Origin of the sequence: Novosphingobium fluoreni, assembly GCF_014196615.1 — a bacterium.
GTDB classification, from domain to species: domain Bacteria; phylum Pseudomonadota; class Alphaproteobacteria; order Sphingomonadales; family Sphingomonadaceae; genus Novosphingobium; species Novosphingobium fluoreni.
In genome coordinates this window covers 59,547-77,882 of the sequence record NZ_JACIDY010000009.1, presented here as the reverse complement: position 1 = coordinate 77,882, position 18,336 = coordinate 59,547, and the positions used below count along the sequence as shown (strand labels likewise).

Annotated in this window: 23 protein-coding genes and 1 tRNA gene; 9 read left to right on the top strand and 15 right to left on the bottom strand. The window is 62.4% G+C overall.

From position 1 onward, the window contains the following. The first annotated feature begins 45 nt into the window (after positions 1–45). On the top strand, positions 46–384 hold the full coding sequence (locus tag GGR39_RS15485) for a conjugal transfer protein TraD (protein ID WP_183618315.1): 339 nt from the start codon (positions 46–48) through the stop codon (positions 382–384). Continuing rightward, entirely contained in the window at positions 350–700 is a 351-nt protein-coding gene (locus GGR39_RS15480) for a conjugal transfer protein TraD (protein ID WP_183618313.1), read from the top strand. Before GGR39_RS15485 ends, GGR39_RS15480 begins: the two co-directional genes overlap by 35 nt. Here the strand turns inward: GGR39_RS15480 and GGR39_RS15475 are convergent. Then, positions 613–1,341: a hypothetical protein gene (locus tag GGR39_RS15475; RefSeq protein ID WP_183618312.1), complete on the bottom strand. Its 729-nt coding sequence runs from the start codon at positions 1,339–1,341 to the stop codon at positions 613–615. The two genes, GGR39_RS15480 and GGR39_RS15475, sit on opposite strands and share 88 nt — an antisense overlap. A gap of 77 nt (positions 1,342–1,418) precedes the next feature. On the opposite strand from GGR39_RS15475, the gene GGR39_RS15470 reads away from it, so the two are divergent. The 4 genes from GGR39_RS15470 to GGR39_RS15455 all read left to right on the top strand — a co-directional run bounded on the left by GGR39_RS15470 (position 1,419) and on the right by GGR39_RS15455 (position 3,361). Continuing rightward, positions 1,419–1,592 carry a DUF6771 family protein gene (locus tag GGR39_RS15470; protein WP_183618310.1) on the top strand — a complete coding sequence of 58 codons (174 nt, stop codon included), beginning with the start codon at positions 1,419–1,421 and terminating at the stop codon, positions 1,590–1,592. Between the two features lie 27 nt (positions 1,593–1,619). Then, on the top strand, positions 1,620–1,964 hold the full coding sequence (locus GGR39_RS15465) for a DNA ligase-like domain-containing protein (protein WP_183618308.1): 345 nt from the start codon (positions 1,620–1,622) through the stop codon (positions 1,962–1,964). A gap of 314 nt (positions 1,965–2,278) precedes the next feature. Beyond that, on the top strand, positions 2,279–2,863 hold the full coding sequence (locus GGR39_RS15460) for a hypothetical protein (protein ID WP_183618306.1): 585 nt from the start codon (positions 2,279–2,281) through the stop codon (positions 2,861–2,863). Between the two features lie 288 nt (positions 2,864–3,151). Next, positions 3,152–3,361, top strand: coding sequence for a helix-turn-helix transcriptional regulator (locus tag GGR39_RS15455; RefSeq protein WP_183618304.1), 210 nt, complete (start codon positions 3,152–3,154; stop codon positions 3,359–3,361). Positions 3,362–3,404: 43 nt separating this feature from the next. Here GGR39_RS15455 and GGR39_RS15450 read toward each other — a convergent pair whose 3' ends face one another. From GGR39_RS15450 to GGR39_RS15405, 10 genes are all read right to left on the bottom strand, one after another. Then, positions 3,405–3,689, bottom strand: a complete 285-nt coding sequence (locus GGR39_RS15450) for an RNA polymerase sigma factor (protein ID WP_183618302.1) — start codon at positions 3,687–3,689, stop codon at positions 3,405–3,407. After that, on the bottom strand, positions 3,686–4,567 hold the full coding sequence (locus GGR39_RS15445) for an ArdC family protein (RefSeq protein ID WP_183618300.1): 882 nt from the start codon (positions 4,565–4,567) through the stop codon (positions 3,686–3,688). Before GGR39_RS15445 ends, GGR39_RS15450 begins: the two co-directional genes overlap by 4 nt. A gap of 404 nt (positions 4,568–4,971) precedes the next feature. Continuing rightward, on the bottom strand, positions 4,972–5,271 hold the full coding sequence (locus GGR39_RS15440) for a hypothetical protein (RefSeq protein WP_183618298.1): 300 nt from the start codon (positions 5,269–5,271) through the stop codon (positions 4,972–4,974). A gap of 10 nt (positions 5,272–5,281) precedes the next feature. Continuing rightward, positions 5,282–6,184, bottom strand: a complete 903-nt coding sequence (locus tag GGR39_RS15435) for an HNH endonuclease (RefSeq protein WP_183618296.1) — start codon at positions 6,182–6,184, stop codon at positions 5,282–5,284. Between the two features lie 351 nt (positions 6,185–6,535). Continuing rightward, positions 6,536–8,503 (bottom strand): ATP-dependent nuclease, encoded by a 1,968-nt coding sequence (locus GGR39_RS15430; RefSeq protein WP_183618294.1) that lies wholly within the window; start codon positions 8,501–8,503, stop codon positions 6,536–6,538. 190 nt (positions 8,504–8,693) lie between these two features. After that, positions 8,694–9,140: a hypothetical protein gene (locus tag GGR39_RS15425; RefSeq protein ID WP_183618292.1), complete on the bottom strand. Its 447-nt coding sequence runs from the start codon at positions 9,138–9,140 to the stop codon at positions 8,694–8,696. A 234-nt stretch (positions 9,141–9,374) separates the two neighbouring features. Next, on the bottom strand, positions 9,375–10,658 hold the full coding sequence (locus tag GGR39_RS17320; RefSeq protein ID WP_183618290.1) for a type II toxin-antitoxin system HipA family toxin: 1,284 nt from the start codon (positions 10,656–10,658) through the stop codon (positions 9,375–9,377). Then, positions 10,655–10,945: a helix-turn-helix transcriptional regulator gene (locus GGR39_RS15415; RefSeq protein WP_183618288.1), complete on the bottom strand. Its 291-nt coding sequence runs from the start codon at positions 10,943–10,945 to the stop codon at positions 10,655–10,657. The genes GGR39_RS17320 and GGR39_RS15415 overlap by 4 nt, the downstream gene beginning before the upstream one ends. A 126-nt stretch (positions 10,946–11,071) precedes the next feature. Further along, complete coding sequence (locus GGR39_RS15410; RefSeq protein WP_183618287.1) at positions 11,072–12,295, bottom strand: tyrosine-type recombinase/integrase; 1,224 nt, start codon at positions 12,293–12,295, stop codon at positions 11,072–11,074. 232 nt (positions 12,296–12,527) lie between these two features. Then, positions 12,528–12,614 (bottom strand) — tRNA-Leu (locus tag GGR39_RS15405). Positions 12,615–12,871: 257 nt separating this feature from the next. On the opposite strand from GGR39_RS15405, the gene GGR39_RS15400 reads away from it, so the two are divergent. Next, a complete protein-coding gene (locus GGR39_RS15400) occupies positions 12,872–13,840 on the top strand; it encodes a complex I NDUFA9 subunit family protein (protein WP_183618284.1) in 969 nt (322 codons plus the stop codon). 78 nt (positions 13,841–13,918) lie between these two features. On the opposite strand, the gene GGR39_RS15395 is transcribed toward GGR39_RS15400, so the two are convergent. Next, on the bottom strand, positions 13,919–14,590 hold the full coding sequence (locus tag GGR39_RS15395) for a glutathione S-transferase family protein (protein WP_058735781.1): 672 nt from the start codon (positions 14,588–14,590) through the stop codon (positions 13,919–13,921). Between the two features lie 196 nt (positions 14,591–14,786). On the opposite strand from GGR39_RS15395, the gene GGR39_RS15390 reads away from it, so the two are divergent. Both GGR39_RS15390 and fdhD read left to right on the top strand, forming a co-directional pair. Then, complete coding sequence (locus tag GGR39_RS15390) at positions 14,787–15,164, top strand: VOC family protein (protein WP_183618282.1); 378 nt, start codon at positions 14,787–14,789, stop codon at positions 15,162–15,164. A 15-nt stretch (positions 15,165–15,179) separates the two neighbouring features. After that, complete coding sequence (gene fdhD, locus GGR39_RS15385) at positions 15,180–15,941, top strand: formate dehydrogenase accessory sulfurtransferase FdhD (RefSeq protein WP_183618280.1); 762 nt, start codon at positions 15,180–15,182, stop codon at positions 15,939–15,941. A 69-nt stretch (positions 15,942–16,010) separates the two neighbouring features. Here the strand turns inward: fdhD and metW are convergent, their stop codons facing one another. Genes metW through metX form a run of 3 tightly spaced genes read right to left on the bottom strand, consistent with a single transcriptional unit; the run spans position 16,011 to position 18,165 of the window. Continuing rightward, the gene (gene metW / locus GGR39_RS15380; RefSeq protein ID WP_058735782.1) at positions 16,011–16,598 is read right to left on the bottom strand and encodes a methionine biosynthesis protein MetW; all 588 of its coding nucleotides are present in this window, start codon (positions 16,596–16,598) and stop codon (positions 16,011–16,013) included. Further along, entirely contained in the window at positions 16,598–17,053 is a 456-nt protein-coding gene (locus GGR39_RS15375) for a GNAT family N-acetyltransferase (RefSeq protein WP_183618278.1), read from the bottom strand. Before GGR39_RS15375 ends, metW begins: the two co-directional genes overlap by 1 nt. Next, on the bottom strand, positions 17,050–18,165 hold the full coding sequence (metX, locus tag GGR39_RS15370; RefSeq protein ID WP_183618276.1) for a homoserine O-acetyltransferase MetX: 1,116 nt from the start codon (positions 18,163–18,165) through the stop codon (positions 17,050–17,052). The genes GGR39_RS15375 and metX overlap by 4 nt, the downstream gene beginning before the upstream one ends. Positions 18,166–18,336 lie beyond the last annotated feature (171 nt).

The window sequence follows — 18,336 nt, the reverse complement described above, 5'->3', positions numbered from 1 at the left end:
GCCGATAACTGGTTCGTCCGACACCATCAACGGGAAGGACGAACCATGCGCAAACCCCGCGACTATGATGCCGAGCTCAAGGCGCTCAATGACAAGGCCCGGCAACTCAAGACCCGCAAGACCAGCCAGCTTGGCGAACTGGTCGCCGCGACCGGTGCCGATGGGCTGACGGTCGAGGAATTGGCCGGCGCGCTCCTGGCGATCGCGGCGACAAGCGATCCTGCCAAGCGGGAGGCGTGGCGCAGGCGAGGCGCCGCGTTCTTTTCAGGTGAGCGAGAAGCCGCGGCTGGCAGCACTCGCCAAGGCGCTGGCATCGAGCCGGGCGGGTCTGCGGCGGAACCGCGCGGCGATGAACCGCCTCGCAGCCCATCGGGCACGGCATGATACGCGGGAATGGCAAGTGAAGCGGCGCGAGCGAACACGCCACCTTATCGAACTGGGTGGCCTCGTTGTGAAGGCTGGCCTTGTCGAGCTCATTGATGACGACCGCGCCGTGCTGCTTGGCCTCTTGGTCGAAGCGGCGAACAAATTGCAGGGCGCCGATCGCGAGCAGGCCCTGGCCTTGTGGCGGCGGCGAGGGAAGCGCGCCTTAGCCGACGATGCTGATGCGGCTCAGGGCTCGCCTCTGACCCGCCGCAGCACGGCACCGGCAATGCCGAGCGGAACGACAACTGCATCGCCGGTGAAGAGCGCACGCTGATCGAAAGGATCGAGCTCGCTGGGTTCGTAAATATAGCGCCAGCTGTTGATGCCACCCGGGGTGACATCGAAGGAAGCCAGCCGCCGATCGTCACCGCTGCGAACAATCCAGCGCCTGCCGGGCGCCGTGCCTTCTTCTGTCGGCACCGTCAGCATGCCGTCATCGAGCGCCGAGCGGGGATTGGCGTCATCACCTTCGCCGACGTAGAGATCGGATGGCGACTGGCCATCCGTCGTGCGGACCTCGATGCGCAGGGCAACGGTCGGATCATGCCTGGCCTCGACGAGGCTGATGCGCGGTTCGCGTAGCGGGCGGGCGAACAAGTGCAGATCGCCATTCTCGATGCGCCACTCGCCCTTCCGGGTAAACTCACGCGACAAACCGCCGCCTTCGGTTTCGAACATGGGCTCGTCAGCGACCATGCGCTGCTCGAAGCGGCGATCGGCAGTGAGGCGCAGGGTGATCGTCACGCCTTCCTCGCTGCACCGATAGGTCCCCGGCAAACCCGACGTGCCTGGCGGGCGGGCATCAAGATCGACGTCGCTTCCGCCGCACAGAAGGGGGACGCTGTCCGGATTGGCGAGCGCGGCAGACGGCGTCGCAGCAAACAGGATGAGACAGCTGAAGATCGCAATGCGCATGACCCCATTCCTGCCGGTGCCGACAGGTTGCCGCAAGCCGCTTGCCGACTAGATTCGCCGCCGCCATAGGCACGGCGATGAATGACACGACCTCCGCGATTATCCTGCGCGTTATTGAACGCGCGCCGCAATGGATCAGGCACGACCTGGATTCCAAAGACGAGGCGATCCGCACCCGCGCCGAAGAAACGCTGGCCGCGATGATTGCCAATGCCCTTGAAACGGGAACCAGCGAGTCGCGCGAGGCTTAAGAAAGCTTACCTCACCGGAGCTTCCATATGCGCCCCCGGGCGTTGTATCCCCTCGCTGCAACTGCTGCCCTACTTGCCGGCACGATCGCACCTCTTGCCCTGGCCCAGCCGCTCGCACCGGCCGAGCGCATCACCTGCTCGGGCGGCAGGCAGTTCTTGCTGCGAACCAGCACTAATGGAGCACGGGTCCAGATCGGCACCCGTCAGCTGAACCTTCCTCGCAAGCCTTCCGCGCTCAGCGAACGCTATGCCGGCACTGAAGGCACTCTCATGCTTGATGGCGAGTTCGTCGCCTTCGTGCCCAAGGGTGATGCGGGCTGGAAGGACTGCCGCCGCTCGAAGATCATCCCGGCATCATCGCCGAAGGGCTGAGCGAACAGCCCGCAAGCTCCCCGCTTTTTACTCAAAACTTGGCGCGCGGATTCGCGTCTGGTATCGTGCAAGGGCGCTGCGCAAAAGGCGGCGCCGGGACTGGTAATCCCGCCAGAGATGCAAGCTCGGAAGACACAGTTTTCCGGGGTGCCGTCGCGCATGTCCAAGCCTTCGGGTGAAAGGCGGCGGCGCATGTCTCTGGCATGTTACCAGCTCCGGCGGCTCCCGCGCGTTAGCGTGCGGGAGTTCGGGGCCGGTCCGCACGATGCCCTGAAACCTTCCGCTACCGCCCCTGACGCGGACCGGAGGTACTTATGGACACGATCGTTCCTGCTACTTCGACCGGGCTTGGCGCTGCTTTGCCGGGCGCTGCCGTCATCACATTGCCGAGAGAGAATTCCGAGCTGGGTGCGCTCTGGCGGCGCTACGATGCGCGGCCCGTCCGGCTCCTGCGGACCCGCGAAGGACGCGCGCTCAGTTTAGAGCGCTATCTGCGTGCCAGCGAGTTCATGGGATCGCTGACGTCTAGCACTGCCGACGACACGGCCTATTTCTTCTACTCGGCGGGGATCGTCGCGCAGCTGGCGATGTCCTCGCATCTGCTCGACGTCGGCTTTCCCGACATGTGGTGTGCCAAGTACATCGGCCTTCATGTCGATCGCTCGCTGGCCTACGCTAACGCCACGGCGTTCGGCTACGAGGATGCCGCAACCGAACGGCTGATGGACGTACTGTCGCCCTACTGGAAATGGAACAGCCTCAGCAGGGCGCAGGGGATAGAGCCTGACGACGGTGGCTTCGCCAGCGACGAAGTCCGCGAGATCATCGTCCGGCTCTTTGAGCATGTCGCGGAAGTGACAGGCCACATCCGCCCGGCACGCCGCGCGGCGCGATCCTGAGCGGACGGCTTGGCGGCGAGCCGATTCCTCCCGCCAGACGCCCGTAATCAGGGAAAGGCTGCCGCCGCGACCGGGATTCGAGCCTTTCAACGCTCATCGCATGGTCCCGAGACAAAAAAATTTGCTCGTCCGGTAGGGTGCACCAGAGTGCACCAGGGTACACTTAGGGTGCCAGGTGGGGCAGGATCGGACATGGGCGGGTTCTCATGCAGTTGCGCTTTTCCAGGGATGCCCCAATTCTACTCGTGGCCGGCCAATCCAACCCTCGAAAAAGGAAGGATGCGCCACATGAATACCGCCTCTCCCAATGCGTTCGTGCGTCTGCCTCAGGTACTCAAGGAAACCGGGCTGTCGCGCGCGACGCTCTATCGCAAGGTTCAGGACGGGACCTTTCCCAGACAGGTCCGCATCGCGCAGCGATGCGTCGGCTGGCGTCGCGCTGCGATTGACCAGTGGCTGCAGAATCCCATGTTCTATTCGGTCGAGGACTACGCCTGAGCAATCAGCAGCCGCGCCCGCCGCAGCGGGCGCGGCCGATCGTTCACCAGCCCTTGCGCTCCTGCCGCCGCAGCGATCGGCTCAACAGCAAGATTGTGCGGCCCATCTCGATCTCCACCCGCCGCACGCTGATATCCAGGCGCGCCGCGATCTCCTCGTAGGACCAGCCATCGTAGCGCACGAGGCAGAACAGCTGGCGGTGGAAGGGTGGCAGCGAATGCACCGCTCTTGCAACCCTGCGTGTTAGCGGGTCTTCGTACTCAGGAAAGGCATCGCGTAGCAACGCTTCGCGCACATACTGCTCCAGTCGATAGAGGGGCCCGATCATGACCCTTCCTCCCCGAATGCGAGAAGATAGTCAGCGCCTTTGCTGGCTGCGCTCGCCGCCCGGAAAATGGCCTTCTCATCGGACCGCATTGCTTCAAGCCATGCGCCGATGTAATCCGAGTGCCGCACTGTGGGCTGAATGCTGAGCGTTGCGCAGGTGAAAGCCGCCGTCATCTCGGCGACAAGTTCCTCTTTTGCGTACGCCATCGAGCCGAACCGCCCGGACTGATCACGCTCCAGCCGTCCCTTACCGCCGACCCAATGACCAAGTTCGTGCAGCGCCGTGCGAAACCAGTTTATCGGCTCATGAAACGCTGCCTGCGGCGGCACCTGCACGTAGTCCTGCCCCGGCGAATAAAACGCCTCGTTCCCACCGATCCGGAAGTCCGCACCGCTCGCGGCAATCAGCCTGTCCACCTCGGCAATCGCCATGACGGGATCGGGCAGCACCGGTTCGGCCGCATACTGCTCTGGTAGCCCCTCGATCTGGTCGACGTCGAACACGGTAAAGCGCTTCAGGAAGGCGATCTGACGCGCCTCGCGGTCCTCGGTCGCGGCCTGCGCGGCCTCGTCCTTCGGGGTGAAGCGGTCGGCATAGCAAATCACCGTGCCTTTCTCGCCGCGCCGGACATGCCCGCCTGCCTGCTCGGCCTGCTTGTAGGTAAGCCAGCGCTGCGAAGAAAACTGGCGTTCGACCGCCTCACACCACAGGATCAGCACGTTAATTCCGGAATAACTCCTTCCGGACACGGCGTTATGCGGCATCGTGCAAGGGCACCGGGCGCTGTCCCAAGGCTGCACCCATGGAAGACGTCCCTCTTCCAATTCTGCGATCACACATGCGGTAACCTCGCCATAGAGGCTCTGACGGTCGGCCATGACTTCTCACTCCTTTCCTCAACCGCCATTGACCGGCGCCAGGGTGGCGGGGGGCGGCAGGAGCGGACTGACAGCCCCGCCGGCTGAAGGCGGGGCGCACCCGAAGGGCCGAAATGAAATGGAGGACCCGGCAGCGAAGCGGACGGGTTGCGGCCCGTCGAGGCGGGGCTACAGGGCAGCGACGCCCCCCGCCACCTTGGAGCCGTCAAGGCTCAACGCCGCCGCGCCGGAGGCGTGGCGACTGCTGAAGGGATGCGATGCATCCCGCCCCCCGACAGCGATCGTCACAGCTATGCCGACGAGACGCCGCAGGTGGCTCGGTTGAGCGTCAGCGAAATAGAGCGCGGCCGCGCCATGCGCGGGGCGGCCTTACCCGCTTGCGACCATGTCAGAATTAAGTCTCTTCAGGAGGGCGATTCTGCCTGGCTCAATACCTTGCGAACGGCAAACTCGACATCGGCACGCCAGGTCTTAAGCGCCGGCTCATTAAGGTCGCGCGCCAGTTCCTGCCCATGAAATCCGAGATAGTCCTCGATCGCATCCGCAAGATGCCCCGCAAACTGGCCCAATCCCTCGGGGAGCGCGTCGAACGCGCCGGGCCGCTCGGCAAGCGCCGATTCAACCGCCGCGCCCGTCAGCGGATTGCCGCATGTCAGCACACTCATCTTTGTCTTAAGACGCGAGAGAAGAAGGTCAGTGCTCATACGGTGCTCCTCAGTGCTTGAAGCAATTTTCGCGATGCCAGCTCAGAAAGCTGGGGTGCGGACGATCACCAGCCTGAAGAGGGGGAAGTGCAAAGCCGGTGCGATTGATCAGCCCGCGAATGGAATCGGCATCATTGGCTTGGCGGCTAACCAAGACCTCAAGGTCATCGCCTAGAGAGATCAGGCCCCGATCGAACATCCAATGCACGGTACCGGATAAGGCCAGACCATTGCTCACGATATCAGGACCGCCCTTTTCGACGGGTCTGATATGGGCTGCCTCGACCTCGGCCCTGCCGCCGCCATTGATGAGCTTGAGACCAGTAATCGCGCAGCGCGCATCGTAGCCCGTTACGACCCGGCGCCGGAACAGTCTATCGCGCACCAGCCGCGAGCCGAGATAGGCGACCCGGTCGCGCTCGATCTCGTCGACAAAGGGCACGCGCTCTTCCCGCAGGACTGAAACATCGGGCGCGCCTAAGCCAACCCGGGGCAAAAAGCCCGCTTCCTCGGTGGTGCCCAGATCGATGATCCGGTTGAAATCCTGGCTCGACAGCGGCCGCACCGCGGACTGGGCGCGGCCTGAAACCTTGCCGGTCTCGTTCAGAACTCCACGCTCGACGATGCCAAGCGGGCCGTTGAATGGGACAACGTTGATGAAATCGAGATAGGACCCCGGCTCCAGAAGCGCCAGATACATGCCGGGCGCGGAAGGATCGGGCACTACCCGATCGACCTTCGCGACCGCAAAGTAGCCCTTCGAGAACCGGATCTTGCTCGGCTCGTAATAGATAATCCAGTCGCCAATGCAGGCGCTTACCCGGCTGAGATACTGCGGCGGAAACTGATATCGCTCGGCCGGGCTGTCATCGTAAATAGAGTCCGAGCGATGGATGAAAACGCCTTTTGCCATCCGGCGCGAGTACCCCCAAAAGCGGAGAGAGGGAACTCAGATCGATCCTCGGTGGAGACCGCACCTTCATCCGCATCGCGGCCGAACACCATTGTCAGGCGCTGGGCCGCAATTCTGCAAGACGCCAATTCCGATGCTAATGCCTGGCCGCCCGACCAACCAAAGTTGGGAGAATGCCATCGTTCATGGATGGTGCCGGTGGCGACGAGTTTCGAATAGGATCAACCACTCCCGGAGCGCCCGAGATCAATCTGGGAATGACTAGGGTTGGCCGGGAACGGACTGTCCTCTTCGTGTCGGAGAATCCTGCAAGCAGACTCTATCGCACACAAAGGATGCGGTAAGCCGTTACTACTTACTCAAGAGCCCGTTCAAATGCTTGAATGCCGCCTCGAATCGGTCCTTCGTCTCGTCTGACACCTTCGGCCAAAGTGTGGCTAGCTGCTCGGTGAAGTAGCGCGCAGGCCTGTAGTGGCCGAACGAGCCGGACTTCATGGGGTTGCCGGCCAGCCAAGCTTCTATCGCCCGAAGTGTCCGCGGCACGTGCTGGTTCAGCTTCGCAAGCGTGATCTTCGACGCAAGTTGCTTGCCGTACTCGCCGTTGACCAGTTCAAGATAGAACGAACGGTCGAACATGTCCTCGACATCAGCTTCCGCGGTGCCGGTGAAGTCCGCGTAAGTCGATACCTGCTTCTTGGTGAGCAGGTTCTTCTTGTACAGGTCTTCAATGAGCTGCTTGTCGCTGTTCTGAATGTCCAGCAGGGTGGCCACGTTCATACCCTTCTGCGAGCCGAGCATGGCCACGAAGGCGGGCACCTTACCGCTTCCACCGACCGGCGTGATGACCCAGTCCTCCGACAGCCCGGTACGCCCTTCCCGCTCCATTTGCGCCGCCACGGCCCTCAGGTAGAGCATGTCGGCGACACCCTCGACGATGAGCGAGTTCGGCCCAATGAAGAGGGTCTGCTGGATTTCGTACCCGAGCGCGCCTTGCAGCGGGAACAGGCTGTCGTCCGTGGCGTCGAACACGTTCGCCAGCACCTTGGTGCCGTCCTCTTCCTTGGGCAATGCCTCGGGCGCGTCGATGCCCAAGTCCTGCACGATGCGGACCCGCTCGAACTTCGTCGGGTCGATCATGAATGGCGAGTGCGTCGTGTAGAGGAGTTGGTGGCCCGACAGTTCTGCGTCGAAGTAGCGCAGCAGGTCGGCCTGCGCGCGACCGTGCAGCGACAACCCGGGCTCGTCCAGCAACAGAATGACGTTCTGCCCCTGGCGCTTCACATCCTCGTACCAGGCAAGGAATGAGAAGAACCACACGAAGCCCCGCGAGCGGTTGTTCAACGGAGTGGTCGCCCAGTGCACGGAGTCGTAAACCTCACCCCACACGTTGACGCCTTGCTGCATACCTTCGGGGTCTCCAGCTTTGGCGTCGCGCACGTCGAAGCGCATCTGGATGTGCCTATTCTGAGACCAGTACTTGACGATACGCTGGGTCAGGTGGTTGCCGGCACCTTGCAGCTTGTTCTTAAGCTCCACGGTGTTGTTGGTGGCCACGAGCTTGCGGTGATCGAGACGCGCGAGGTTGATGAGGCCGATCAGCGGGTAGTCGGAGTCGAGGAGCTTCTCGCTGTCCTCGCGCGCGATGAGGGCGTTGAGGTTCGCCTGCCCCTCCATCTGGTAGTACTCATCGAAGTACAGGAACTTCGGCGCGCGGGGCCAGATCAACGTGTTGAAGACGTAGTGGCTAAGCTCCTTCTCGCGCACCCTCGCCACCAGCTTCTTAACGGCATTGACGGCATCCGTCGCTTCGACCGCATCGAGCGCGGCCGCAAAGTCCTGCCAGGTGGTCGCTGCCGCCAGAGCGGCGCGCAGATCATCGGAGAGCGCCGGGTTGCTGGCGAGATGCTTGCGAGCTGCGGCGTTGTCGCAGGTGAGCGTGTATTTGCTGTTTGCGTCCCCGTAGTAGGTTGTCCGCTTGAAGGTTTTTCCTTTGAGTACGCTGGGGCCGAAAACGTCCTCCACCGCGAGCAGGTCCGCCTTCTCAAGCTCATACGTGCACTCTACTAATGCCGCTTCCTCGCGCTCGCCATTCTCGACGGCGAAGCGGTAATCTTCGACCTCCCGCTTCGGGTAGTCGTAGGTCTCATCAAAGACAGCATCGCCCTTGCGGATTGGGTTGGTGCGGTAGAGTGCAGTCAAAATCGTGGTCTTGCCTGCTTCGTTCTTTCCCACGAAACAGGTGGTCTGTTCGTCCACCTCAATCGGCCCGCTGTCCCAGATGCTACGGAACTCACGGACCCGGTACTGCTTCAGCTTCATCTCAAACCACCCTGTTGCGTTCGCACTCGAGGCTTGCCCCAAGCATCTATGAAGGAACAGAAGTCGAACGGCAAGACTTACAACTTGCTGACTTGTGATCAAGCTAATGGAAAGATCGGAGGGAAATTAATGCCGAGCAGCCGACGAGCGCCGGTTGTAGTATTCCATGGTCTGCTGCCCTCACTGGGTGCTAGACTTGGAAGAACTCTTGCTCCTCATTAAGCGCGGCCAGCACCGACATGCAGATGTGCTGCACATCGTGCTTCTTGCCGTCTGGCGTCGCAACCACCACAGTCTCGCGTGCATCCGAGTGCGTCGAACCGTCGGAGTAGTAGGAGCCGTCGCAGAACGCGGCCCCCTTCCCTCTAACCAGGTGCTCGGCACGCAGCCCCAACAGTTCAGACTTCGGATGGCGTGTTAGCTCTACATGCTTGCCCGCGTTGGCAATTGCCCGGATCGTATGGAAGGCTGGGACCTTCGCCGCGATTTCCATTGCGACGTCATGCGGATTACTGCCTCTCACGTGTGCCACGACGTCCGCGAAGTGGTACAGAATGATGCAGGTCGAAATGGCGAGGTCGTAGGCGGTCGGCTCAGCCTCGAAGCGACGACACAAAGGCGCTGCGAGTTCATCCATGTACACTTGGGGGTTCGAAAAGGCCATGAATATGGCATACGCGGACCCGACCAAATATTCCACTGGGCAGTATCACGGCCGTTCCAATCCCGTCAGTCATGTTGACCGCTTTCGGGAGAGCGTCACAGGCGCCGTTGTGACTGACAAGGGCGCGTTGCTGCCCGGTGGTTACGAGATAACGGAAACGGTAGGCCGATTACAGAAGTCGTCGTCCCGATCGGATCAAGCTGCGATCTATGGGTTCGTCAGCAGCTCAGCACACTTCCAGCTGTTGATTTTTAGGCACTCGGTTAGGCGATCAACGAGACGGTGATTCATACCGGCAGCCTGCATCCTATCCCGAACCTTCATCGCTTCACCGGGTAACCGCCCTGCCATTTCCCGAATTCGCCCGAAAGCCTCTACCGGGTCTAGAGCGACCTCCTCGCACAGCTTTTCCCAGTTTCGCATTGATATCTCGCGAAGTCGGTATTTTCCGCCGATCTTCATTGCCAGCTTGATGCGCATGGGATCGAAATCGTCGTACGGAAGGATGCTGGCAACGTCGTAGAGAGGGGCCAGCCGTGCTTGCCCGCCACCGGCGATCAGCATCGAGTAATTCTTGGCGTGCGCATCTGTCCCCGCGATCAGCCAGTTGAACGCGATGGCATTAACGAACGTCCACACATCCTCGTCCGCCTCGCTAGAGCTTTGCCGAAGCAGCTCGACAATCCGGCGGACTCCAGGCCCCCCTTCATTTTCGTATTTCATGGTCGGCAAGATACCGGCCGCCTGGCACATATCTTCCTGGTGGACTCGGATGACGCCGCGCGCCGTGACCTGGCGATCGTACCTCTCGGTGACGAAGGCAACCTCGTCACCAAAGCGAACGACGCTCGACGTCGCCGCAGGCAGGCCGAGTGCACGGGCAAGGGCGAGGCAGAAATGCTCGTTTTCGGCATGCCCGTCGAAATCATGCCCGGGAGGCTTGAGAATATGGGTCGTAGGGATGCGCCCGCTGGGCACACCCCAGCGCCCGTCCTGCAGCAGCAAAGCCGTTTTCGGCTGCGCTCCGGCTAGACTGAACTGGCCGACGTCACCAGCGCGACGCCACGCCGAATGATCGGATTTCAAGGCGCGCATGCGTTCGGCGATCCCGGCCTCATCAAGCCACGCAATGTCATCACCGCCAGCCTCGAGGACGGCTTCGACACGCTCGGATCGCACGAACTGCACCGCGCCCGCACAATCCTCGCCAACCTGAGAGATGAGGGCAAACGCATTGCGGGCTGACACCTGGAAATTCTTTGCCCACCGGGCCAGCACGAGCTCGTTGTCGGGGAGCAGTCCCCAGATGTAGGCCTCGATGCTCTCGTGAGGATGTTCCAGGGCGGCAAGCGGCATGGACAGCGACAAGGGATAACTCCCCCGCGTTTCCCGCCAAGCCGCATCATAGACAAACTCGAGCTTGCCGCGTTCATTCTGCGTTACCCGGCCGACCGGGCGACCAGACAGAAATACGATGAGTTCCTTGCTCAAGATGACGGACCTCGTGCGTTGCGGACAATCGAGCTGATGTCGACAGGCTCAAGCTCGTTCGATTGAGGGTCGGCGGTCCCGTCGGTGCCGATCCGGATTTCCACTCCGAGGGCAGCAAGCGCCTTCATGACCAGCCCGATCTCGGCACGTGGCTTACCGCCCTCGATTTCCATGACCCAGCGGCGGTTGACGCCGATCAAGGCGGCAAGCTGCGCCTGGCCCAGCTTCTGGTGCTTGCGTCGGTCACGAATGAACGTGCCGATGTCCTCCGGAGTATGAACCAGCATTCTAAAGCGCCTGTTCCGATCGGTGGCTTTGTGAAAATGGCACCGAACGCTCACTTTGTATCGATGATACCGTTCACTCACAAGCGAAATACAGTAGGGCTGCTGGAGTACGGCGGGCCGACGCCATCAGGCGGCAACTTTACTCGCCGGCAGGAAAGCTTCCCTTTCGCCAGCACGAAGTGAATCGAGATAGTCGCTCCACCACTGGTGCATCGCGACCCGTTCATCCCAGTACCGCCCCCGATTGTATGTTCCCCGGATCGTATCCTTGTCGGCATGGGCCAAAGAGCGCTCGATGGCATCGGGGCTCCATTTTCCGCTCTCGTTGAGTAGCGTCGACGCCGTAGTGCGCAGGCCATGCGCAGTCAGTTCGGCGGCCGAATAACCCATTCGCCGGAATGCCTGGTTCATCGTGTTTTCGCTCATGGGCCGCCGCGATGTATGGAAGGCCGGAAACACGAACCCGTCTGGCCCGGTCAGCGTGTGCAAATTTGCCAACATATCGAGCACCTGACGCGAGAGCGGAACCGAATGAGCACGACGCATCTTCATTCGCTCGGCCGGGATATGCCAGACCGCGTTCTCGAGGTCGAATTCGGGCCATACCGCTTTTCGCAGCTCCCCTGGACGGGCCATGAGATGCGGGGCCATTTGGATCGCTAGGCGGGTCACGCCATGGCCCGAGTAGGCATCAATGCTCCGCAGCAAGTCGCCAACCGCCTCCGGCTCCAGCAGGGCACTGTGATGCTTAGGCTTGGGCGCGATCAAGGCGCCGCGCAGGACCGAGGTTGGATCGGTTTCCGTTCGCCCCGTCGCCGCGCCATAGCGGAATACCCGGCTAGCGAAGGAACGGCAGCGGCGTGCCGTTTCATATTTGCCCCGCGCCTCGATGCGCTTGAGCGCGCTGAAGATGTCAATCGGCTTGAGGTCGGCTATCGGCGAGCGCGATATCGGCTCCAGCTGTTCGAGCAGCCAGTTCGCCTTCGTCGTGGTCGCGGTCGCCCGCCCCTCGTTGACCATCTTGTCAATGTATTCCCTGGCCACATCCCCGAAAGTGTTGGCGGCCTGGTACCGCGCGACCAGTTTGCTGCGACGGCGTTCTGCTCCGGGATCAACGCCGTCTGAGACTTTCAGCCTCGCCTCATCGCATTTCCGCCGGGCATCGCCGAGCCCTACGTCGGGATAGCAACCCAACGCGATACGCTTGTCCTTGCCCAGATAGCGGTACTTGTACCGCCAGAGCTTCGAGCCGCTGGGGTGGACCTCCAAATAAAGGCCACGGGCGTCAGCGCACTTGTAGACCCGGTCGCGCGGCTGGAGGGCGCGGATTGCAACATCGGTGAGAGCCATAACCATTCCTCCTTTTCAGGTGGTCCTGGTCGGCGATTTCGACGCGATGGGATTCGTCATCTGACCCCATGGGGCCATGAAATAATCGGGGGCCATGATGGCCCACTTCCATGGCCCCATATGGGGTGAGATGGCCCTAGATCGCTTCGGATGATTTGGAACAGAACCATCGACAAAATGGCGCGAATCCGCGGTTTTGTCGATGGTTTCGGTTCACCCCCGCAGGGGTAAATGGTGCCCAGAAGAGGACTCGAACCTCCACGCCCTTGCGAGCGCCAGCACCTGAAGCTGGTGCGTCTACCAATTCCGCCATCTGGGCACGGGGTAGGAGGGCGCCGATACGGGCTGCTTCGGGGGTTGTCAACGGGCCATTGTTCAGTGGCCGCTTCTTTTCATCAAATCGGATGGGCCGAAAAGCTACTCACGCCTTCAATCGTCATCTCACCGACCTGGCTGCGGTTGCCCGCGGCGGGGGGTTGTGCCAAGGGCGGGCCAGCGTAAAGCGTAAACGGCAAAGGCTTCTGGGCCGCATCGCAAGTTGCAGGAACCGGGCCTGGCGGAAGGACTTATCGAGGCATGAGCGTCAACGCGACCGGTTCTTTGAGCGGCAAGGTAGTGACAGTGCTGGGCGGCACCGGCTTTGTCGGCTGTCATCTGGCACAGGAGCTTCTGTCACGCGGGGCGCGGCTGCGGTTGGTCAGCCGTAATCCGAACAAGGCTTGGCGCATCCGCCCCCTGGGCAACCTGGGGCAGATGCAGTCGATCGCGCTAGACATCACCCGCACGCACGACCTGGCCCGTGTCTTCGCCGGCTCTGATGCCGTGGTGAATCTGATGGGCGCTTTTTCGGGCAATCTTGATGCTTTGCAGGGACGTGGGTTGGCGCGGATCGCAACCGCCGCGCGCGAAGCGGGCGTGCATAGCTTCGTCCATATCTCGGCGATTGGAGCGGATGCAGAGGCCGACGTGGCCTATGCCCGCACCAAGGGCGAGGGCGAGGCGGCCGTGCTATCCGGATTTCATGGGGCGACGATCCTGCGCCCCTCGATCCTGTTCGGTGATGACGACAATTTTGTGATGATGTTTGGCCGCTTGATAGCGATGGCGCCTGCCCTCCCCGTGTTCGGGCCGACTGCGCGTATTCAGCCGCTGTTCGTGGACGATGCCGCCGAGGCGATCGCCAATGCCATCGACAACGATGCGGCACGCGGCCAAACCTACGAAATCGCCGGGCCCGAAGTGCTCACGATGCTGGAACTTAACGAGCGGATCGCGGCGGCGCAATGTCGCAAACGCGCCTTTATCGAGCTTCCCGATGCCGTTTCCGGAGCGATCGCGTCCGTGCCATTTTCGCCAATCTCCCGGGATCAGTGGGCCTTGCTGAAGGCGGGCAACGTGGCGAATGCGAGCAAGCCGGGCATTGCCGAACTGGGCGTGGAGCCGCGGCCATTGTCGCTGTTCCTGGATCGCTGGATGGTGCGGTTCCGCAAGGCCGGACGCTTTAACGAGTCGAACACAATGCCCGCTCCCGGGCCCAAGTTCTGACGATCGCCTATGGGTGAGAATGTCCGTTCGTGTCTGGATTTTGCTCGACACGAACGGCTGGGTTTCGCCTCTTCCTAGCTAAGCGTCGACTTCGGCGTAGTGGGTCGGCGGCTGGATCACTTCCATTCGCTCTGACAGCAAAGGGCGAAAGCTGGGCCGGCTCTTGATCACAAGGTACCAGCCGCGCGCCGGCTCATGCGTGGACCAGTCGATCCCGCCCAGGTAATCGGCGACGGAAATCTGCGCCGCCGCGGCAAGGTCTGCCAAGGTCATCGTCGCACCTGCCAGCCAGGGGCGATGATCGATCAGGTAATCGATATAATCGAGCCAGTCGTGCGCCAGCTTCATCGCTTCGCGCAGCATCCGCGCATCGGGCGCTTGACGGAGCACCAGGCGCTTTTTCATGCGCTCGTGAAGCAGCGGGCCGGAAACATCGTTGAAGAAATTTTCGTCGAACATCGCCACCAGTCGCCGCACTTCGGCGCGTTGCTGCGCGGTGCCGCTGATCAGCTGATTGTTCTCCACCGTCTCTTCGAAATATTCGCAGATCGCGCGGCTGTCGGACAAGGTTATGCCGCGCTCTTCATCCTGCAGGACCGGCACGCGCCCCGCCGGGTTCATCGCGAAGAAGCCGTCGCGATTCTCCCATGGCTTTTCGGTCTGGAGTTCGTAGGCGATGCCCTTTTCGCTCATCAGCAGGCGAACCTTGCGGCTGAACGGGCAAAGCGGGAATTGATAGAGGTGCCACATCCTTTCCGGATGCCAAAGTGGCGAGAAGGCGTCCAGCGTTGCGCCAGCGCCGGGCGGGGCGTTTGGTGGATAAGTCGGCAGGTGGGCGCGCGTTACGTCTGGCGTGTCGGTACGGCCAAAGCAGGGGCAATTGACCTCACCGGTCCGAACCGACATGACGACCCCCGCGAAACCAACGTCAAAGAGGGAAAGTGCGATGCTGAAGGGCATGCGAGTGGGATCGAACGATCTGGACCGATCGCGCCGTTTCTACGACGCCACGTTTGAAGCGCTGGGCGTGAGTGCCGGATTTCAGCCCGAGGGCGCCTCGATCGTGATGTACGCGCTGCCCGGCGGGCAGAACTTCCTTTTTGGTACGCCACGTGATCAGGCGGCCGCCGTCCCCGCCAATGGTGCCACGATCGTGTTCGCCGCGCCGAGTGCCGAAGCGGTCTCCGCCTGGCACGCGGCTGGGATGGCGCAAGGCGGCCAGGATGAGGGGCAGCCCGAGGCAAAGCCCCAGGCAGGCGGCGCGTTCGGCGCCTATATGCGTGATCCGGATGGCAACAAGCTTTGCGTCTACCACGGCATCTGATGCTGACCTGAGGCGATGCCAATCCTGGAACATGCGGCGGACGGAAGTGTCCGCCCGATCGCGCGGACCTGGGTGCCCGAAGTCCCCGTGGCGCTGGAGTTCAACGGCCTGGCCTATGCCGTGATGATGGCGACACCGCGAGATCTGGAGGATTTCGCCACCGGCTTTGCCATCTGCGAAGGCCTGGTCTCCGATCCCCACCAAATCGCCGACCTTGCGATTGCCGAGGTCGAGAACGGCTGGGTGGTACGCACCATGATAGAGGGGCTCGGCGCGGACAAGCTGGGCGAGCGAGTGCGGGCGCGGGTGGCGGAATCGAGCTGTGGCTTGTGCGGGATCGACAATCTGGAGGTTGTGGCCCGCCCCCTGCCCGCTGTCGCCCCGCACGCGCCATTGTCGGGCGCTGTGATTTTCCGTGCTCTTGCTGCTCTGCGTGACCATCAACCGCTTGGCCGCGAGACGAACGCCGCCCATGCCGCCGCCTATGCCGAAGCCGAAGGCCGAATCGCCTGTGTGCGGGAGGATGTCGGGCGGCATAATGCGCTGGATAAGCTGATCGGCGCGCGGGCACGGGCCGGCTTGGCGCTGTCCCCCGGCTTCATCCTGTCCACCGCGCGCTGCAGCTACGAGATCGTCGAAAAGGCGGTGAAGGCGGGCGCGACCACTCTTGTCACGGTATCGCTGCCGACCAGCATGGCGGTCTCCCGCGCGGCGGCTGCGGGGCTTAGCTTGTGGGCACTTGCCCGTGATGACAGCGTGCTGGCGGTGACGGCTTAGGCGAACTCGAAATCGAGTGGTGGCCGGCCTTCGCGATCCACTCCGTTCGTGGGGCAGTTTGCGCGTCCCTTAGCGGGAGAGGAGGAACACCGCGTGTTCGGCGCGGAAGCTGGCGGCGGCGGCGCTGCATTGGCGGTCGCCGCGCAGGAACCAGGCTTGCTCCACCTTGATGCCGCGCGCTTTCACCATGTCCCGAAAATCGTTTACGGTGGCGTGGTGAATATTGGGCGTTTCGTACCACGCGACGGGTAGCAGCCGCGTCACCGGCATGCGGCCGGTCCACAACAGGGACGTGCGCACCTTCCAATGCGCGAAGTTGGGAAAGCTGACGAAGGCACGGCGGCCGATCCTGAGCAGCTGTTCCAGCACCTGATCGGGCCTCATGGTTGTCTGCAACGTCTGACTGAGAATGGCGTAATCGACGGAAGCCTCGGGAAAGAACGCCAAGTCCTTGTCCGCATCGCCCTGGATCACCGACAGCCCCCGCGCAACGCATTCGGCGACGTTTGCCGCGTCAATCTCCATCCCGCGTGCATCGCAGCCCTTCTGGTCACGCAGCGCGGCGAGCAGCGCGCCATCGCCGCAGCCGACATCGAGGATACGCGCGCCCGACGCGACATTGTCGGCGATCACCGCCAGATCTGGACGTAGCGTCATCAAGCCGGTTCCACCCGGGCCGCCAAGAGATCGGCGAACTCTGCAGACAGCCGCTCCATGTAACGTTCCGGCTTTAGCGGCGCGTGAAATCCCAACCCGGCATAGACGCCATGCGCGTCAGCGGTGACGAGGGCGAAGCGCCGCACGGTGGCATAGTCCGGATGGTCTAGGAACCAGCGCACCAGCCGGCGACCGATACCCTGCCCACGCACCGCTTCGTCCACCCAGACGTCAGCAATCCAGGCGAAGCTCGCCCGGTCGGAGATGACGCGGGCAAAGCCGACCTGCCCGTGTTGGGGATGATAGGCCCCCAGACAATGCGAACCGGCGATCTGCTTCGCCACCCGGTCGCGCGCGATGCCGGGCGTCCAGTAGCTGGTGGTCAACCAGCCATGCACGCGATCGCCATCGATGCGCGAGGGATCGTCCGACAAGTCGATCATCGCGTCGGTCATCGCGCTTCACCCAGAAAGCCTGCGACTACCCGGTCAAGTGCTGGCACATCGAGCAGAAACGAGTCGTGCCCGAATGGCGCGGAAAGCTCCACGAAGCTAACCGGCAAGCCCGCAGCCGTCAGCGCATGGGCGACATTGCGCGATTCCGCGGTGGGGTAGAGCCAGTCGGTATCGAAGCTGACCAGGCAAAAGCGCGCCCTGCTGCCCGCGAAGGCATTGGCCAGCATCCCGCCATGCTCCTCGGCGAGATCGAAATAGTCCATCGCGCGCGTGATGTAGAGATAGGCGTTGGCATCAAACCGGTCGGTAAAGGACAGGCCTTGATAGCGCAAATAGCTCTCGACCTGGAAATCGGCGTCGAAGCCGAAGGTCTTCTCCGCGCGATCCTGCAAACGACGGCCGAACTTCTCGGTCAATCCGGCTTCGGACAAATAGGTGATGTGCGCGGCCATACGCGCCACGGACAGGCCCTTCTCCGGACCCTTGCCGTAGGAGTAATAGTCCCCCTCACGCCAGGCGGGATCGGCCATGATCGCTTGGCGACCTACTTCGTGGAAGGCGATATTCTGCGCCGAATGCCGCGCGGTGGAGGCGATCACGAGAAAGGCCTTTGCGCGATCCTTGAAGTTCGCCGCCAGACTGAGGGCCTGCATCCCGCCCATCGATCCGCCGACAACGGCGTGCAGCGTCTGGATGCCCAGCGAGTCCAGCAAAGTCACATGCCCGCGCACCATGTCGCGGATGGTGATCACGGGAAAGCGCATGCCCCACGGCTTGCCATCGGGCGCGATCGAGGCGGGGCCGGTGGTGCCCATGCAGCTTCCCAGCACATTGGCGCAAACGACGAAGAAGCGGTTCGTATCGATCGGCTTGCCGGGGCCGACCATGCGCACCCACCAGCCTGGCTTGCCGGTCTTGGGATGCGGGCTGACGAGGTGATGGTCCCCGGTCAGCGCATGGGTGACCAGGATCGCATTGTCCCGCGCGGCATTGAGCGTGCCGTAGCTTTCATAGGCGATGCGCACCCCATCCAGGCTACGCCCGCTATCCAGCGGCAACGGCTCGGGCAAGGTCAGCGCCTTGCTGGCATCGATGATCGGGGAGGTAGCCATGGTGACCGGGTGAAGTGGGGGAGCAGGCTGCCTGTGTCAATGTGGAGCGTGAGCAGCGAAGAGACATGCGCCTTTACCCGCCTGCGACGAACGAATGATGCACCACCATGCGCGGATGATTTTCAATCAGATCACGGGGGTGCCAATCGCGCACATACGCGCTAAAGGCCG

Bases quoted from the DNA above. Each gene is read 5' to 3' on its own strand.
- GGR39_RS15485 (WP_183618315.1), top strand. From the start codon at position 46: ATGCGCAAACCCCGCGACTATGATGCCGAGCTCAAGGCGCTCAATGAC.
- GGR39_RS15480 (WP_183618313.1), top strand. From the start codon at position 350: ATGAACCGCCTCGCAGCCCATCGGGCACGGCATGATACGCGGGAATGG.
- GGR39_RS15475 (WP_183618312.1), bottom strand. From the start codon at position 1,341: ATGCGCATTGCGATCTTCAGCTGTCTCATCCTGTTTGCTGCGACGCCG.
- GGR39_RS15470 (WP_183618310.1), top strand. From the start codon at position 1,419: ATGAATGACACGACCTCCGCGATTATCCTGCGCGTTATTGAACGCGCG.
- GGR39_RS15465 (WP_183618308.1), top strand. From the start codon at position 1,620: ATGCGCCCCCGGGCGTTGTATCCCCTCGCTGCAACTGCTGCCCTACTT.
- GGR39_RS15460 (WP_183618306.1), top strand. From the start codon at position 2,279: ATGGACACGATCGTTCCTGCTACTTCGACCGGGCTTGGCGCTGCTTTG.
- GGR39_RS15455 (WP_183618304.1), top strand. From the start codon at position 3,152: ATGAATACCGCCTCTCCCAATGCGTTCGTGCGTCTGCCTCAGGTACTC.
- GGR39_RS15450 (WP_183618302.1), bottom strand. From the start codon at position 3,689: ATGATCGGGCCCCTCTATCGACTGGAGCAGTATGTGCGCGAAGCGTTG.
- GGR39_RS15445 (WP_183618300.1), bottom strand. From the start codon at position 4,567: ATGGCCGACCGTCAGAGCCTCTATGGCGAGGTTACCGCATGTGTGATC.
- GGR39_RS15440 (WP_183618298.1), bottom strand. From the start codon at position 5,271: ATGAGCACTGACCTTCTTCTCTCGCGTCTTAAGACAAAGATGAGTGTG.
- GGR39_RS15435 (WP_183618296.1), bottom strand. From the start codon at position 6,184: ATGGCAAAAGGCGTTTTCATCCATCGCTCGGACTCTATTTACGATGAC.
- GGR39_RS15430 (WP_183618294.1), bottom strand. From the start codon at position 8,503: ATGAAGCTGAAGCAGTACCGGGTCCGTGAGTTCCGTAGCATCTGGGAC.
- GGR39_RS15425 (WP_183618292.1), bottom strand. From the start codon at position 9,140: ATGGATGAACTCGCAGCGCCTTTGTGTCGTCGCTTCGAGGCTGAGCCG.
- GGR39_RS15415 (WP_183618288.1), bottom strand. From the start codon at position 10,945: ATGCTGGTTCATACTCCGGAGGACATCGGCACGTTCATTCGTGACCGA.
- GGR39_RS15410 (WP_183618287.1), bottom strand. From the start codon at position 12,295: ATGGCTCTCACCGATGTTGCAATCCGCGCCCTCCAGCCGCGCGACCGG.
- GGR39_RS15400 (WP_183618284.1), top strand. From the start codon at position 12,872: ATGAGCGTCAACGCGACCGGTTCTTTGAGCGGCAAGGTAGTGACAGTG.
- GGR39_RS15395 (WP_058735781.1), bottom strand. From the start codon at position 14,590: ATGTGGCACCTCTATCAATTCCCGCTTTGCCCGTTCAGCCGCAAGGTT.
- GGR39_RS15390 (WP_183618282.1), top strand. From the start codon at position 14,787: ATGCTGAAGGGCATGCGAGTGGGATCGAACGATCTGGACCGATCGCGC.
- fdhD (WP_183618280.1), top strand. From the start codon at position 15,180: ATGCCAATCCTGGAACATGCGGCGGACGGAAGTGTCCGCCCGATCGCG.
- metW (WP_058735782.1), bottom strand. From the start codon at position 16,598: ATGACGCTACGTCCAGATCTGGCGGTGATCGCCGACAATGTCGCGTCG.
- GGR39_RS15375 (WP_183618278.1), bottom strand. From the start codon at position 17,053: ATGACCGACGCGATGATCGACTTGTCGGACGATCCCTCGCGCATCGAT.
- metX (WP_183618276.1), bottom strand. From the start codon at position 18,165: ATGGCTACCTCCCCGATCATCGATGCCAGCAAGGCGCTGACCTTGCCC.